Here is a 16170-nt window from a genome sequence, read left to right on the forward strand (position 1 = left end):
AGGCGCACTTCTGAACGAAATCCGATCCTTTACCAAAACCGCTGGTCTCCGATGGAGACGTGGTCCGCGCCGCTGTTCAGCGCAACTCTGATTTCTTCCTCGCTGCGGATGAGCCCGCCTACTATTAACGGCCGATTCAGTCTCGCCTTCAGATCGCGGATGACGCGGGGCATCAGTCCCGGCATCAGTTCCACTTCGTCCGGCATCACTTGGCCGATCATTTTCACCGCTGTTTCGACCGCTGCGCTGTCGATCGCGAAGATCCGCTGGATCGAGCGGATACCCGCCTGCCGGGCCGCCGCAATCGCGTTGCTCTTCGTCGTAACGATCCCGTCGACCGCGAACGTTGCCGCCAAATACTGCACCGCGGAACTGTCCCGGCCAAGCCCCTGCACCATCTCCAAATGAACGAACACTTCTTTCCCGGACTCGTGCAGCCGATTTCGAATATCCGCCAGCCTCACGATATCGCCGGTCATCAGGATGACCCGTTTCACCTTGCTGGCCGCCGCCGCTGCAATCTGCTCCGGCTTCGTGATGGAGGCTATAATCGGAAGCCCGCTTTCTTCTGTTTGTACCATTGACTAGTCCCCCTCCTCGTAAGCCATTGTAAACGACAACTATAATCGCAATATTCGAGAAATGTTAAGCGAATGTTAACCTTTGCCTTTTGCTACGGCTTCTCCGGATAGGCCGACAACGTCTTGCCGTCTGCCACGAACAGCAGATGCCCGTTTTTCCCGGTGTTGTATACGGTCGCGCCTTCTTTTTCATACCGTTTCAGCACGTCCATGCTTTGCAGGAAATTGGCGCTTAAGACGGTTATTCCCGGATTGACCGCCTTGATGAACGTGCCCGACGAGGACGTCATGTCCCCGTGATGGGGAGCGTGCAGCAGATCGGCCTTCAGCTTGCCGCCGTATTTGTCCGCAAGGGCGTATTCCTGCGTCTTGTACAGGTCCCCGGTGAGCAGGATGCGATTGTCTCCGTATGCCATCATCAGCACGAGGGAATGATTGTTGTGCTCCTCGGTTCCCCACTTCTCGTATTTGTCCGGCGTCGTGCCTTGCGGCGGGTTCAGCACTTCCATCGAGACGGAAGGCGACCATTCGATCTTCATCCCTTCGGCCGCCGCCTCATGGGGGATCTGTTTCTCCTGAAGGATGCTTTGTACTTTGCGGTACGTCTCCGTCTGATGCGGAATGCCGTTATGGATCAACCGATCAACCGTCTTCGTATGTAAAAGGGTCGTCAGTCCTCCGATATGATCGATATGCGGGTGCGTGTTCACGACCAGGTCGAGCTTGTTCACGCCCAGCTTCGTAAGCTGCTCCTCCAGCTTAGGACCCGTCTCCGGAATCCCGGCGTCCACCAGCAGCTGCTTGCCCTCCGGCGAAGTGATCAGGATCGCATCCCCCGACTTTTCTTGCGACTGCAAATGGAAATAGCGGATCGACAGCTTCCCCTGATTCGAAGCCATATCGTAAAAAGGCGCTTTCGCCGCGGCGGTCCGCCCGTTTCCCGATTCGACGGCGGAAGTCGGCGAGCAGCCGGCCGCAAGGAGCAGGCTAAATCCCAGCGCCGCCGGGACTGCAAGCTTTCGGAGCCAGTTGCGTATACGTTTCATCTCTTGATGTTCCCCCCCGGACGTATTTCAATTTATGAACAGCACAAAAAACCCGAACACAAGCCGCCTCCATCCAAAATACAAAAATAGAAGCTGCAAGCGTCGCGGGTTTTCTCTAGGCTCTACCCGAACATATGCTGATACGGTTACTATACTGGGCAATTGTTCGAACCGTGTTAACTGGTTGTAAAGAAATCGTAAAGAAGCGCAAGAGGAGTGCTCAGACGCCTTTGACTTTGAAAACCCGTACGTTTGCGTGGGAATGGGGGCACAGCATACTGGCTCCAGCCGCATGCGGATCAGGTTATACGGAACCATCAACTTCAGAGGAAGCCCGTGATCCTCATTCCGGTGAGCGGGTCGTGTTCGCCCGCCTTCGCCAAAACGTATGCATCGCGGGCTCAGAACAAAATAAGAGTCTTTGGCACCTCCTACGTTCGGCCTTATGGCAAAACCGAAACGAACAGAGGCGATTTGCACCCCTTATTTCCACCAACTGGGCGCATTTGCACCTTCTTCGTCTATTTTAACGGTCCCAAACCGCACTCGCTGACCGACAAGGAAGGAGATCCTCTTCTTCTGCTTAGTACGGATGAAGAAAATCAAACCTTCTACTTCATAAAAAAAGACCGCCCTCCAGTCGGTTCGACTGGAAGGACAGCCTTTATGCGTACTTACTCGCAGATTGCGATGGCCAGGATCGGTCACGCCCCCGTCGCGCCCGCCTCGGACAACGTCGTCCGTAGCTCGTCGTGAACCGTCCCGTTCGTGGCGAGCACGTGGCGAACCGCCAGCGTGTACGGCTGTCCGGACGTGTCGGTTACCCGGCCGCCCGCTTCGCTGACAAGCAGGGAGCCTGCGGCGATATCCCAACTGTTCAGCCCGATTTCCCAGAAGCCGCTTAATCTTCCGGCCGCTACATAAGCCATATGAAGCGCCGCCGAGCCGGCCACCCGGATGTTTCTCGCTTTCGGGGCGACCGCCTGAACGCCTTTCAAATTAAGCGGAAGCGCAAAATCGCTGTCTGCCGGGAAGCCGGTCGCGATCAAGGAATCGGACAGCTTCGCTTCTCCCGATACTTGCATCCGCTTCCCTTTCAGATAAGCGCCCTTGCCCTTCTCGGCGACGAACAGCTCGTCCCCGCACGGATCGTACACGACGCCGACAATCACTTCGCCCCGGTGCGCCAGCGCGATCGATACCGAGAAAAACGGAAAGCCGTGCACATAGTTAGTCGTGCCGTCGATCGGATCGACGATCCATAAATATTCGTTATCCTTCATCGTCTCGAGAGCTTTAGCGGAGGCGTCGGCCCCCGGGGCCACTCCCTCTTCCCCGAGTATCGTATGATGCGGAAAATGCGTTTTGATCAAGTTGCGGATCATCGTCTCCGAACCCTTGTCCACCTCGGTGACGAGATCGTGCGGCGTGCTCTTCAGCGTCAGTCTCTCATGGGTGCCAAGCTTCAGCTTGATCCATTCGCCGGCCTTGGCAGCGGTATTGATGGCAACGGCGGTGAAGCTTTTGCCGCCTACTGTAAAGGTTGGTTTTGGCTCATTGCTCAACGGTAGATCACTCATTTCTATCGATACGTTGCGATACTAGTAAGTATAGTATAATTTCGCTTGATTGTCCTCGGAGTTTCACCCAAAATCGTTCGGCGAATCGTACAACTTCCCGCTAGTTTCCTAACCCCAGATCATTTTGAGCGCCAGCACAATCAGCGTGATGCGCAGTACCCACAGCAAGGCGTTGCCGCTCATCTTGCGCACGATCCGGGCGCCCAGCCAACCGCCGACCCACGCTCCGGGTGCGAGAGCCAACGTACTGTACACATCGATCTCGCCATGAAAACCGTGTGTAATGCTGCCCAGGATGGACGACAGGAAAATGACGAACATCGACGTGGCCGTCGCCACATGGGGCGGATACCGGAACAGCAGCACCATAACCGGCACGAACAGAGATCCGCCGCCGATGCCGAACAAGCCCGAGATGAAGCCGACGCCAAATCCGACCGTTAACGCTAATGCGATATTATAACCGTATTCGTACGAGTTCCCCTGCAGATCCGTATAGGATCGCTTGATGCTCCAGTCGATGGCCGCCGGCTTAATCTTATTGCGAAACATAAGCAACAGCGCCATGAACAGCATGAAGAATCCGAACGACAGCTCGAACGGGCGCGGCGCGAAGTTGCCCGTCAGCGAAGCCCCGATCATCGCAGCCGGTCCGCTCGTCGTAAAATAAAGCCATCCGCTTCGAAAGTCCACCTTCTTCTCTTTCATAAACGTTAACGTCGAAGACAGCGCGGTAAAAATCAATACCGTCAGCGAAGTCCCTACCGCCATCGCCGTCGAGATGTCGCGCTCCAGAAAAATCGGTGCAATATATAGAAGCGCAGGCACGATAATAATGCCCCCGCCCAAACCAACGATGCTTCCAAACGTCGCCGACACGACGCCGAGCAGAAGCAGCAACAGGAAGCCGGTCATACGAATCCCTCCGCAGCAATGTCATTTCCTTAATGTAGCAATCCGGTCACCGTTCGTCAATCGCTTGTCCCCGTTCCCATAACAATTCGCGCACCCGAAATGATTCAGGGATAACATTAATTCTAAATAGAAGCTCTTAGAATGTTGCGTAATCTGAGTTACAATATACACAGTATCAAGTCACAATGGTTTTTTCCGGCCAGAGGGTCAACTGAGGCTTCCGGAAAATGTATTGTACGGAGCGGTGTAACTGTCTGCTTTTATCTTTTTTAGAATGGCCGCTCTTCGGTTTGTGATTCAGCCGGTTTTTGTTGCATAATTTTTGTATAAATATTGTATAACCTTTTATCGAAATAGTGTACAATTATGAAGATCAAGTAACTCTGTTCTTGAAGGGGCCATCCGTATGAAAAAGTGTCCGTATCATGCCTTGACTTCACTCTTGAAGCCGTCTGTAAAAAAAGAGTATTCGCAGCATTCATCCCGCATAACTCTCCCGTCTACATCGCCGGCAAACGATACCGTCAAGCTGGAAGCATTCGCAGACTCCCAAATAACGGCCCAGCTCCGGATGATTGCGCTGACCGAGGAAGATTTGCGGCTTCTGCAAAGCATTCAGCCTTTTATTATGGAACATATCGACGAGATCGTGGACGATTTCTACAAAACCGTCATAGCCGTTAACGGGCTTAAAGACATTATCGAGCGCCACAGCACAGTCGAAAGGCTAAGGGAAACGCTTCGCCAGCATCTGATCGAGATGTTCGACGGCAGGCTGGATGCCGAATTCGTACAAAAGCGGCTGAAGATCGCCGAGGTTCATCAGCGGATCGGACTTACGCCCAAATGGTATATGGGCGCTTTTCAAAACTTGCAGAATACGCTTCTCACTGTCCTTTTACCTTATCTTCGTAATGGAGAAGACAGCTTAACCGTCGGAAAGTCGATTACCAAGCTGCTTAACTTCGAGCAGCAGTTGGTATTGGAGGCTTACGAGAAAAAAAATGTAGAGCTTCGGGAGCTCCAGTACGAGCGGATCAAGAAGGAATTGAAGCATTCGATCAGCACAATTAGCGAAGAACTGGCCTCTATTACGGAGCAAACGTACGCTTCGACCCACAAGCTGATCGCAGCCAGCAGTCAAGTGAACGAATCGGTCACGCACAGCACGGACCGGGCCAACGAATCCAGGAGTCTGGCGGAAGACGGCGCGAAGAAAGTTTCGGAGCTGCAGGCGCGCATCGAGCTGATCCGCCAAAGCTCGCTGCAGGTGGAACGGGCAGTGATGCAGCTTAAGGAATCGTCGCGGCAGATCGGCAGCATCGTGACGATCGTAAAAGATATAGCGAGTCAAACGAATCTGTTGTCGCTGAATGCGGCGATCGAAGCGGCGCGGGCCGGAGAATTCGGAGCGGGCTTTTCCGTCGTCGCCCAGGAGGTCAAAAAGCTGTCCGACCATACCCAGCAAGAGGTGCGTCAAATCAGCAAGCTGATCGAACAGTCGAACGAATATACGAAGCAGGTGATCGACTCGATTCAGGACGTGCAGCAGCAGGTCGAGGCCGGGAGGCACGAGTCGTATACTACGAAGGAAACGTTCGCTCAAATCGAGCAGTCGCTCGAGAACGGGCTGTCTGAAATCAGCAAATCGAAGCAGGAAATGAAGCAGCTCGCCCACGCCATCGAACAGATGGAGGAAGCGACGCACCGGGCCGCCGTATCCGCCGAACGGCTGGATGCGACGACGCGGAATTATTAGTGAGGCCAATGCGCAGCCGAGGAACCCGTTGACATGGCAGACAGGTATTTCCCCCGTCATTTTCAGGACTGTCCAATTGATAAAGTCTAGAAGGACCGTAACCGGGCAGCACTTACCGGGCGAGTCGCCTAGCGCTTAGATGCCGTTACATTAGGAAAAGCCATCCCGGGGGGCAGAATCCCCTGGAATGGCTTTGTTGGTAATTCGTTTAAACTCCGATAATATGATAGCCGTTGTCGACGTGGATCACTTCGCCGGTGATGCCTCGGGACAGGTCGCTCATGAGGAACATCGCGGTGTCTCCGACTTCCGCCGTCTCGGTCGTGCGGCGCAGCGGAGCTTTCTCCTCGACTTGACGCAAGATCGAATTGAAGTCCTTGATGCCTTTGGCCGCAAGCGTTCGGATCGGTCCGGCCGAAATGCCATTGACGCGGACGTTGAATTGGCCGAGGTCGTTCGCGAGATAACGGATGCTTGCTTCCAGCGCCGCCTTGGCGACACCCATGACGTTGTAGTTTTTCATCGCGCGTTCGGCTCCGAGATACGTCATCGTCATGATGCTTCCGCCTTCGGTCATCAGCGGATAGATCCGCTTGGCAACCGCCGTCAGCGAGTAGGCGCTGATATCGTGCGCAAGCGCGAATCCGTCACGGGACGTGTCGACGAACAGTCCTTCCAGTTCCTCGGTCCGTGCGAAGGCGATGCTGTGCACATACCCGTGAAGAACGCCGAAATGCTCTTTCAGCTTCTCCGTAAGCGTATCGATTTCGGAATCGACGGTTACGTTGCACGGCAGCACGATCGAATTCGGGATGGTGGCGGCCAGCTTGCTGACCCGCTCCTCTACCCGCTCGCTCTCATACGTAAATGCAAGACGCGCTCCTTGAGCGGAAAGCGATTGGGCGATCGCCCAGGCGATGCTGCGATCGTTCGCGACACCCATGACCAATATATTTTTACCTGCCAGCAATTGACTCATCGTTTCGTTTCCCCTCTCGACAATGAACAAATGGTCACAGCTCGGTTAATTCCTCTTTCAACGTACCTTATTTTCCCATCCGGATCAAGCCCTGATCTCGAAACAAGCCTGATCTGCTATCCGAATCCCGCTTCTGTTCCGTATATCCTCCATCAGCCGGAGCAGAGCCGCATCCTTCATCTTGGCCTCCAGCATCACATCAAGCCGTTCCGTACCCGCTTCGGCCGCCATTCGCAGAAAGGCCAGCAGCTTGTCCGCTTCTACATAATCGGCATGACCCCGGACATCCTTCAGGCTTTTGGGGCTGGACATGTGGATCTTGGGAGGCAGCGCCCGGGTCGCCCAAGTATTCGTGATCCGCGGCCACAGCTGTCCGGCAGTATGTTCTCCGGGATTCACTCCGTGGTGGTGGATATCAAGCACCATCGGCGTCCCTACCGCTTCGCAGATGTCCAGCGTTTCCTCCGCCGTGAACGTCTTGTCGTCATTCTCCAGCGTAATGCGGCGCCTGATCGGCCCGTCCATCTCCTGAAACTGCTTGACGAACCGGTCGCGGGCTTGCACCCGGTCCCCGTATGTACCTCCGACATGGATGTTGCACATCGCCCGCTCGTCCAGTCCCATGGCATCCAGCATCCGGACATGCCGCCGCAGATCGTCAACCGAATTGCGCAGCACCTCCGGCCTAGGCGTACTTAATACCGTAAAATGATCGGGATGAAAGCTGACGCGCATATCATGCTCTCGGACATAATCTCCGATTGCACGGAAATCGTCCTCCAGCGCCGGAAACGGGTCCCATCCTTGGAGCAGCTCGTGTCCGATCAGAGGGATCAGCTTGGAGGAAAAGCGGTACATCCGAATATCAAAAGCGCGGTTATGTCTGAGCAGCCTGAGCGTGTTATGCAAATTCTCGGCCGCAATCCGTTCCAGCTTGCGAATCGCCGCTTCACGATCCGGAAGCTTCCTGAAAAAAGTGGCAGTCATCGTTTTGGACGGCGAAGCGTTCTGGACAATAGTCGACATCGCTACATATCCGAGTCTGACGATCAAGCGGCAATCCTCCCATCGGCACCTCATATAGAAATGGAAACCTCTATAGTAGGATGCCCTTACGGAGGAAAACCATAATCCGCCCCCGAGCAAGCCGGCCCGACATCGGCGAACTTCTTCTTCGTAAACTACGCCTCCGAAGCCGCTTCGGGAGCAAATCCCTGCTTCCGCAGCCAGTTGGCGCATTCCAGCGTCCATGCGTACGCTTCCGGGTGCGTCTCCGCCAGACCGAGGCCGTGACGGCCGCTTTCGTAGACGTGAAGATCGAACGGGATCTTGTGCCGGCTTAAAGACGCGGCAAACATCAGACTGTTCTCCACCGGGACGGCCCCATCATTCGCCGTATGCCACAAAAACGTAGGCGGCGTCTCGCTGTTGACCGCGAGCTCACCCGACATCAGCTCGCGAAGCTCTTGAGACGGCTCCGGTCCAAGAAGATTGTTCATCGATCCCTGATGATAGGATTGAACAAACGAGATTACGGGATAACAGAGCACAAGCGCATCCGGCCTGGAACCGACCCGTTCGATCGGGTCCGCCGCCCCGGGATCGCCCGGCTCGTGATGGACGCCTGCCATCGCGGCGGCATGTCCGCCAGCCGAGAAGCCCAAAATCCCGATCTTGTCCGGATCGATGCCGTACTCCTCCGCGTGGCTCCGCACCCAGCGGATCGCTCTGCGGCAATCTCCGAGCTGCACGGGATGGCGGTAAGGAGCCACCCGGTAATGCAGCACGAACGCGGCGATGCCGAGCGAATTCAGCCATCTGGCGATCGGCTCTCCCTCATGATCCGCTCTGCGGGCATACCCTCCGCCCGGGCATACGATTACACATCCTACAGGTTTGTTGCTGCCGCTAACCGGAAACGCAATCAGGCGAGGGTAATCCTCCTCGGTCTCTCCCGCCCGATATGGCGCGCCCTCCGGCCATAGTTCGATCGTCATTGTAAAGTCCGCCTCTCCCTAAGGTTGGTTCTTCACACTCGGATGACTGATTATGCGGGCAATCTGTTTGCATGGTCAACTGACGTTTGGTTCCCGGCCGCTTCCTTCTACTGCCTGTCGCCAAAAAACATTTCGTGGGCAAGCGACGTCTGAATGCGGGACTCTTCCTCGGTCAGCTTGCGCACGAGCTCCATTTCCACTTCGGTTACTTCTTCGCCCTGAAAATTGATTTCCGCAATCGAAACGACGATCTTCACGATCGCCACCGCTACGTTGTTAGGCGTGTAAGCAATAACCTTCTGCCCGGTCGGGTAGACGCGGAACCCTTTCTTAACCATCTTCCCTCTGCCGTACTCCAGCAGTTCGTACAGCTCCTGGTCCGACTTGAACTTGCAGACGGAGTTGAATTCCGATTGAAAGCCCATTGCATCATCTTCCTTTCTCTATTAGAGGTTGTTCAAAAAGTCCACTTTTGATCACGAAGCACATCAGGAAGCCTACTTGACATCGAATATGGAATTTAGCCGGAACTTCCGGTGCTCACAAAAGCTGCCACTACGCTCCGCTCCTCATTTCCTAGCTTCATCCCATCTTCTCGGTGCTGAAAACTGGACTTTTTGAATTCGCACTATTAGTCCAGATCGAATGAATAACGGATGCTTTGTCTGGAAGCATGCCGCTCCAGCGCCAATCGGATCAGTTCGTTCAGCAACTCGCCATAAGGCTTGCCGGTTTCCTTCCATAATAACGGATACATGCTGAACGGAGTAAAGCCAGGCATCGTATTAATCTCATTAATAAAAACAGCCCCGTCCGATTTGCGCAGGAAAAAGTCGACACGCGCCAGCCCGCTGCCATCGATCGCCTGGAACGCGCGCACGGCCATCTCGCGAATATCCTTTGCGACCTCCTCGGAAAGCTCCGCAGGTATAATCATGGCCGACTTGCCGTCAATATATTTGGCCCGGTAGTCGTAAAATTCATTGGACGATACGATTTCTCCGGGAACGGAAGCTTCCGGCTGCTCGTTGCCCAGTACCCCGACCTCAATCTCTCTGGCTTCCACGAACTCCTCGACAATGACTTTGCGGTCGTATTCGAAAGCTTCGGTTACCGCCGCAATCAGCTCTTCGCGGTTGCGCGCCTTGGAGACACCTACGCTGGAGCCGAGATTGGCGGGCTTGACGAAGCACGGATACCCTACGGATACTTCGATTTCCATCAGGAAAAACGGCTGATCCTTATCCCACTGCGTCCTCGTGAAATGACGGAATACGCACTGCGGCAGACCTTCCTGGGCGAACAGCTTCTTCATCATGACTTTGTCCATTCCCACTGCCGAGGCCAGTACGCCAGCCCCTACATACGGAATGCCAGCCATTTCCAGAAATCCCTGAACCGTCCCGTCCTCGCCGAACGTACCGTGAAGCAGCGGAAGCACTACATCCAGCTTACGTTCGGAGGCCATCCCGGATGCGCCGGCTACCGGCTGCAAATTGCTGAAAAAAGGCTGCAGCGCTGTCGAGCTTCCGGAGGAAGTAGCCGAATCCGCCGCCGCGATCCGCACTTCACCGTCCGTCTCAAACCGCAGCCGCTGCAATTGGTCCACAGGCCCGGTCAAGGCAGGCCCCGACCTCCACTCTCCGTGCTTCGTAATATAGAAAGGATGAACTTCGTATTGCGTATGATCGAAAGCGCGGATAACGGCCATCGCGGTTTGCAGGGACACGTCGTGTTCGCCCGATCTGCCGCCATATACCAATCCGACCCGAATTTTTCTATTCATGGCTACCTCCGTCTTGTTGAATAATGAAGTCGTGTTTTGTTGCATGCTAACGGTATTAAAAATAGTCCGCAATATGAAAAAAGCTGTAACGGGTATTTGGTGTCCATGCATAGGAATCCCGGTAGTCCCAGTAACGCATGCGGCTGTCGATCGTATGCGCGTTAACGAGCGGCATCCCTGCCGCATCGAAGCCGGTTACGATCGTATTATGTTGAAACCGGCCGTCGCCGTCCCAGTCGTAGCAGATCACGTCACCGATCGTAAGCTGCCTCGGCGAGTAAACGATTTCCGAACGCAATCCGGACTTGCTGGAAGCCAAAAACGATTTCAGACTATGGGCTACCGCCCAGCTGTAACTCCACAGCTCGCGGCCGCCGTCCATGCCTTGATACCACCATCCCGATTCCCTTTTTCCAGTATAGTTCATGGGGGCTCCCCCTGCAACGAGGCATTGCGAGACATAGTTGGTGCAATCCACCTCGAAACTCGTGTAGGCGGGATTGGCTTTATTCCACCATGTTTCGGCATAACGCTGCGCCTTGGCGCGGTCATAAGGGATGTTCCGGACGGACGGCTGGGCGGCGAACGAAGACAATACGCCGTAATTCAAATAAGGAACGGAGCGAAGTCCGGCCTGCTTCTCTCTCTCCGGTTCGGCTTCGGCAAAAGGAAGCTCCGACTGCGGCGGTCTGCGCCGCTCCGATTCGTCCGGCTGCACGTTCGTAATGATCCATTGCTTGCCTTGCTTCACAACCTGAATCCGCTCCCGGTCCATCCGTTCTTCGCGGTGCGACTGACCGGCCTGCCCGTATTCCGTGCAAAGACGCAGCTCCAGATCCACGACCGCCCGGCGTTCGGTATCGTCGATCGCGCGCATCCTCATGCCCGCTTCGCTGCGCAGCGCGACGACCCCCCTGGCGTCCCGGCTCGCCTGCACGCGGTGAATTCGCTGCTCCAGCCGGCGGACGAATCTGTCGTCGCGGACGATCGGTACAAGCTGTCCCGCATCGCCGTCGACCTCAAGCCGATTGCGGCGGTGCGCATATTCGTAGATGGCGGATTTCCAATTAGCGAACATGGCGATTCCTCCTAATAGTCGGAACTACATGCAGGCGATCATCGTCCCTCGTTTCCTCGGGCTGAGCGCTATTTTCATATGTATGTTCACATCGGGCAAAACATGTGCCGGACGCCGGGGACGGGCAACCGTCAAAAGGATTAAAAAGCCCGTAATGACAACGATTCTCAGTGCGAAACAGGACAAAAAAGAGCTTTACGCTTGCCGCAAGAGACGGTATACTAAAGGTATAGCAATTTTGAAATCAGGTTTCATAAGGTGAAACTGATAAGCCGAACATCCGGCTACTTACAAGTACAAAGGAGGCTATCATCCATGTCCAGAAAGGACCATTTCAGCGTCCGGACGCAGCTTGCCGTCGGCGGCAAGCCGTATAACTACTACAGCCTGAAAGCGCTGGAGGGCAAAGGCTTCAGCGGCATCGACCGTCTGCCTTTCTCCATTAAAGTTCTTCTTGAAGCAGCTGTCCGCCAGTTCGACGGCCGTGCGATTACGAACGAGCACGTCAAGCAAATCGCCAGCTGGGCCGAAGGCCGCGACGATAATAAAGAAATTCCGTTCATTCCTGCACGGATCGTGCTTCAAGACTTCACCGGCGTACCGGTTGTCGTTGACCTCGCAGCTATGCGCGCGACGATGAAACGTTCCGGCGGAGATCCGAAGCGCATTAACCCGCTCGTTCCGGTTGATCTCGTTATCGACCACTCGGTCATGGTTGACGCATTCGGCAGCAAGGACGCTTTGGAATATAACATGAAGGTCGAATTCGAGCGCAACGAGGAGCGTTACCGTTTCCTCCGCTGGGCGCAAACGGCGTTCGACAACTTCCGTGCCGTTCCTCCGGCTACCGGTATCGTTCACCAGGTCAACCTGGAGTATCTGGCATCCGTAGCGGCAACGAAGACGGTTGACGGCGAAACTGAAGTATATCCGGACTCCCTCGTCGGTACGGACTCCCATACGACGATGATCAACGGTCTCGGCGTAGTGGGCTGGGGCGTTGGCGGTATCGAAGCGGAAGCCGGCATGCTCGGACAACCGCTGTACTTCGTAACTCCTGAGGTTATCGGCTTCAAGCTGACCGGAAGCTTGGCGGAAGGCGCTACGGCGACTGACCTGGCCCTGACGGTTACGCAAATTCTCCGTAAAAAAGGCGTTGTCGGCAAATTCGTCGAGTTCTACGGCTCCGGCCTCAGCAATATCAGCCTTGCAGACCGCGCTACTGTGGCGAACATGGCTCCGGAATACGGCGCTACAGTCGGCTTCTTCCCGGTCGACAGCGAGACGCTGAACTATATGCGCAGCACCGGCCGCGAAGAGGATCAGATCGCCCTCGTCGAAGCCTACTATAAAGAGCAAGGCATGTTCCGTACGGACGACACGCCGGACCCGGTATTCTCCGACACGATCGAGCTCGATCTGTCCACGATCGTACCGAGCTTGGCCGGTCCGAAGCGTCCTCAAGACCGCGTCGAATTGACGCAAATGAAAGAAGCGTTCAACTCGATCATCCGTACACCGATCGAAAAAGGCGGTTACGGACTGAGCGAGGAGAAAATCGAGCAATCCGCCGAAGTGAAACACCCGAACGGCGAAACGACGAAGCTCGGAACAGGCGCTGTCGTTATCGCGGCGATCACGAGCTGTACGAACACGTCGAACCCAAGCGTTATGCTGGGCGCCGGTCTCGTCGCCAAAAAAGCGGTCGAACGCGGGCTTAAAAAGCCGGCTTACGTGAAAAGCAGCTTGACTCCGGGTTCCCTTGTCGTTACCGAATATTTGCAAAAAGCAGGCCTGATCGAGCCGCTCGAAGCGCTCGGCTTCCACGTGGCAGGTTACGGCTGCGCGACTTGTATCGGGAACAGCGGTCCGCTGCCGGACGAAGTGAGCCAAGCGATCGCCGACAACGACTTGACGGTAGCCGCCGTATTGTCCGGTAACCGGAACTTCGAAGGACGCGTTCATGCTCAAGTCAAAGCAAACTATCTGGCTTCTCCTCCGCTCGTCGTCGCTTACGCGCTTGCCGGTACGGTCAATATCGACCTGGCAAACGATCCGATCGGCTACGACAGCGAAGACAAGCCGGTTTACCTGAAAGACATCTGGCCTACTAACGATGAGATCAAAGCAGCGATCGGTACCGCTCTTACGCCTGAGATGTTCCGCGACAAGTACCGCAACGTCTTCACGCAAAACGAGCGCTGGAATCAAATTCCGGTGCCGCAAGGCGAATTGTACGAGTGGGATACAAGCTCGACGTACATTCAGGAGCCTCCGTTCTTTATGGACCTGGGCGAGCAAGTGGGCGACATCGGCGAGATCCGCAGCGCCAAGACGCTTGCGCTTATGGGCGATTCGGTTACGACCGACCATATCTCCCCGGCCGGCAACATCAAGACCGACAGCCCTGCGGGCAAATATTTGCTCGAGCATGGCGTACAGAAGGCGGACTTCAACTCGTACGGTTCCCGCCGCGGCAACCACGAAGTAATGATGCGCGGTACGTTCGCCAACATCCGGATCCGCAACCAAGTGGCTCCAGGCACCGAGGGCGGCGTAACGACTTACTTGCCAAGCGATGAAGTAATGTCCATCTACGACGCGTCGATGCTGTACCAAGGCGAGAACACGAACCTGGTCGTGATCGCCGGCAAAGAATACGGAACCGGAAGCTCCCGCGACTGGGCGGCTAAAGGTACGTTCCTGCTGGGCGTCAAAGCGGTTATCGCGGAAAGCTTCGAGCGGATTCACCGTTCCAACCTGGTGGGCATGGGCGTTCTGCCTCTGCAGTTCCCGGAAGGCATGGGCTGGAAAACACTCGGCATCACCGGCCGCGAAACGTTCGACATCATCGGCCTCGACAACGGCGTACAGCCGAGCCAAACCGTCCGCGTTCAAGCAACCCGCGAAGACGGCACCACGTTCGAGTTCGACGCCATCGTCCGTCTGGACAGCATGGTTGACGTCGACTACTATCGCAACGGCGGTATCCTGCAAACGGTACTTCGCCAGCTGATTAAAGAAGCGAAGTAAGCTATATATGGAAGAGGCCCGGGGGCTTAGCCCCTGGGCTTTTTTGGTCGACTGCCTAAAAAAAATCCGAAGAATTGGGAATTCCGGATATCGTAGCCCTCAATCGATCTCCAATGCAGCAGCCAGCACCGGGTCCCTGTTCTCGTACAAGTCTTCCCGAGTCGGCGTAATGGCAAGATCAGGAGCAATGCCTACTCCTTCAAAAGGAGAGCCGTCAGGGAAGTACGCCCGCTTCGTACTGATCCGGAACGACATCCCATTGGCAAATTCGTAGTAAAAAGGCTGTCCCGTTGACCCGAACGTCGATTGTCCGATCACAGCCGCTCTCCCGTTGTCTTTGAAAGGCAGTACAAAATCCTCCGCCGCCGAACCGGTCCCCCGATCCGTCAGGATAATGACGCGGCCGCCGTACGCACCGCCGTCAGACTCTTGATACGGGCGGCGCATCAGTACATAAGAATCGTAGTATTGGTTCGCCCAGCCTTTGGCCGCCTGCAGCGTATGAATGCCTACGTTATGCGGAGTCATTTCCGCGTACCACCGGTACGGTTTGTTCATCAGCGCCCGGGTCAGCTTCGAAGGCGTGCTCCCTCCGCCATTTCCCCGCACATCGATAATCAATCGCTCCATGTCAGCGTATTCCTTCACAAGCTCCATCGCCCTATTCTCGAACTCCGGATTACCAAAGGAAGGGATGCGGATATAACCTGCTCCTGCTCTTGTTCCTGCCTCTGCGCCGATAACGCGGCCCGTCGTGCCCCTGTCGCCGTCCGCAGCCCCAGATGGGGAAGGCTGCTTTCGGAGCAAAGTCCATTCCTTCTTCTGACCTTCCCGGTTTTCCGCTTCCAGAACGAACGTCTCCGGCAAGATCAAGTTTAACGCTCTAAACAACTGCCGCTTGTTCGATTCCGGATTGCTCGGATGGATGTACCTTCTCAGATCGCAGTACCATTGATCCGGCGTCTTGCCCTCCACGCGCTCGACTTTATCGCCGGGAACGAGTCCTTCTATGGAACTGTCCCGCACAATCCATTCCCCACGGAAAGGAAGGGCATATACCCCGATCGGCGCACCGTACAAGGAAGGCTTTGGAGAAAAGTTCGTATGGCCGTTGTTCAGCTTGGCCATAAACTCGATCATCTGCAAAGAAAACTGCCGCTCCGTATCGGCTGCGGCCGCTTGTGCGATCAGCTCCTTATATCGTTCATCCAATTCCTCCTTCGGAAATGATGCATCCTCCCAATGTGCAAAATAAAGCGGAATCGATTGAAACACTTTGCTGACGATCCACATCTTGTCCTCTACTTTCATTGCAGCCTCTCCCATGCCCGATTCGCCTCCCATTTCCCGTTTTCTGTAATTAGATTACAATATTGTCACCCGACTTGTCACCGATTCAATGGCGGCTCGCCTTGC

Annotated in this window: 13 protein-coding genes; 2 read left to right on the plus strand and 11 right to left on the minus strand. The window is 55.3% G+C overall.

The window, feature by feature from the left end; translation table 11 throughout:
• Positions 1-29: 29 nt before the first annotated feature.
• The 4 genes from PV433_RS32375 to PV433_RS32390 form a co-directional block, all read right to left on the minus strand.
• The gene (locus PV433_RS32375) at positions 30-581 is read right to left on the minus strand and encodes a glycerol-3-phosphate responsive antiterminator (protein WP_332076088.1); all 552 of its coding nucleotides are present in this window, start codon (positions 579-581) and stop codon (positions 30-32) included.
• Positions 582-673: 92 nt separating this feature from the next.
• Positions 674-1627 carry a ComEC/Rec2 family competence protein gene (locus PV433_RS32380; protein ID WP_332076089.1) on the minus strand — a complete coding sequence of 318 codons (954 nt, stop codon included), beginning with the start codon at positions 1625-1627 and terminating at the stop codon, positions 674-676.
• Between the two features lie 704 nt (positions 1628-2331).
• Entirely contained in the window at positions 2332-3207 is an 876-nt protein-coding gene (locus PV433_RS32385; protein ID WP_442951605.1) for an inositol monophosphatase family protein, read from the minus strand.
• 108 nt (positions 3208-3315) lie between these two features.
• A complete protein-coding gene (locus PV433_RS32390) occupies positions 3316-4122 on the minus strand; it encodes a sulfite exporter TauE/SafE family protein (RefSeq protein ID WP_332076091.1) in 807 nt (268 codons plus the stop codon).
• A gap of 406 nt (positions 4123-4528) precedes the next feature.
• Between PV433_RS32390 and PV433_RS32395 the strand changes: the two genes are divergently transcribed.
• Positions 4529-5881 (plus strand): globin-coupled sensor protein, encoded by a 1353-nt coding sequence (locus tag PV433_RS32395; protein WP_332076092.1) that lies wholly within the window; start codon positions 4529-4531, stop codon positions 5879-5881.
• Positions 5882-6089: 208 nt separating this feature from the next.
• On the opposite strand, the gene fabI is transcribed toward PV433_RS32395, so the two are convergent.
• The 6 genes from fabI to PV433_RS32425 form a co-directional block, all read right to left on the minus strand.
• Positions 6090-6860, minus strand: a complete 771-nt coding sequence (gene fabI, locus PV433_RS32400; RefSeq protein ID WP_190931488.1) for an enoyl-ACP reductase FabI — start codon at positions 6858-6860, stop codon at positions 6090-6092.
• Between the two features lie 84 nt (positions 6861-6944).
• The gene (gene uvsE / locus PV433_RS32405) at positions 6945-7913 is read right to left on the minus strand and encodes a UV DNA damage repair endonuclease UvsE (protein ID WP_332076093.1); all 969 of its coding nucleotides are present in this window, start codon (positions 7911-7913) and stop codon (positions 6945-6947) included.
• A 128-nt stretch (positions 7914-8041) separates the two neighbouring features.
• Positions 8042-8857, minus strand: a complete 816-nt coding sequence (locus PV433_RS32410) for an alpha/beta hydrolase (RefSeq protein ID WP_190931490.1) — start codon at positions 8855-8857, stop codon at positions 8042-8044.
• A gap of 107 nt (positions 8858-8964) precedes the next feature.
• Positions 8965-9282 carry a hypothetical protein gene (locus PV433_RS32415; protein WP_190931491.1) on the minus strand — a complete coding sequence of 106 codons (318 nt, stop codon included), beginning with the start codon at positions 9280-9282 and terminating at the stop codon, positions 8965-8967.
• A 206-nt stretch (positions 9283-9488) separates the two neighbouring features.
• A complete protein-coding gene (locus PV433_RS32420; protein ID WP_332076094.1) occupies positions 9489-10643 on the minus strand; it encodes a D-alanine--D-alanine ligase in 1155 nt (384 codons plus the stop codon).
• 55 nt (positions 10644-10698) lie between these two features.
• Positions 10699-11721, minus strand: a complete 1023-nt coding sequence (locus PV433_RS32425; RefSeq protein ID WP_332076095.1) for an amidase domain-containing protein — start codon at positions 11719-11721, stop codon at positions 10699-10701.
• A gap of 315 nt (positions 11722-12036) precedes the next feature.
• On the opposite strand from PV433_RS32425, the gene acnA reads away from it, so the two are divergent.
• Entirely contained in the window at positions 12037-14754 is a 2718-nt protein-coding gene (gene acnA / locus PV433_RS32430; RefSeq protein WP_332076096.1) for an aconitate hydratase AcnA, read from the plus strand.
• Between the two features lie 99 nt (positions 14755-14853).
• Here acnA and PV433_RS32435 read toward each other — a convergent pair whose 3' ends face one another.
• Positions 14854-16080: a S41 family peptidase gene (locus tag PV433_RS32435; protein ID WP_332076097.1), complete on the minus strand. Its 1227-nt coding sequence runs from the start codon at positions 16078-16080 to the stop codon at positions 14854-14856.
• Positions 16081-16170 lie beyond the last annotated feature (90 nt).

Origin of the sequence: Paenibacillus sp. GYB004 (genome assembly GCF_036577605.1) — a bacterium.
In the GTDB taxonomy this organism is placed as follows: Bacteria; Bacillota; Bacilli; order Paenibacillales; family NBRC-103111; genus Paenibacillus_AB; species Paenibacillus_AB oceani.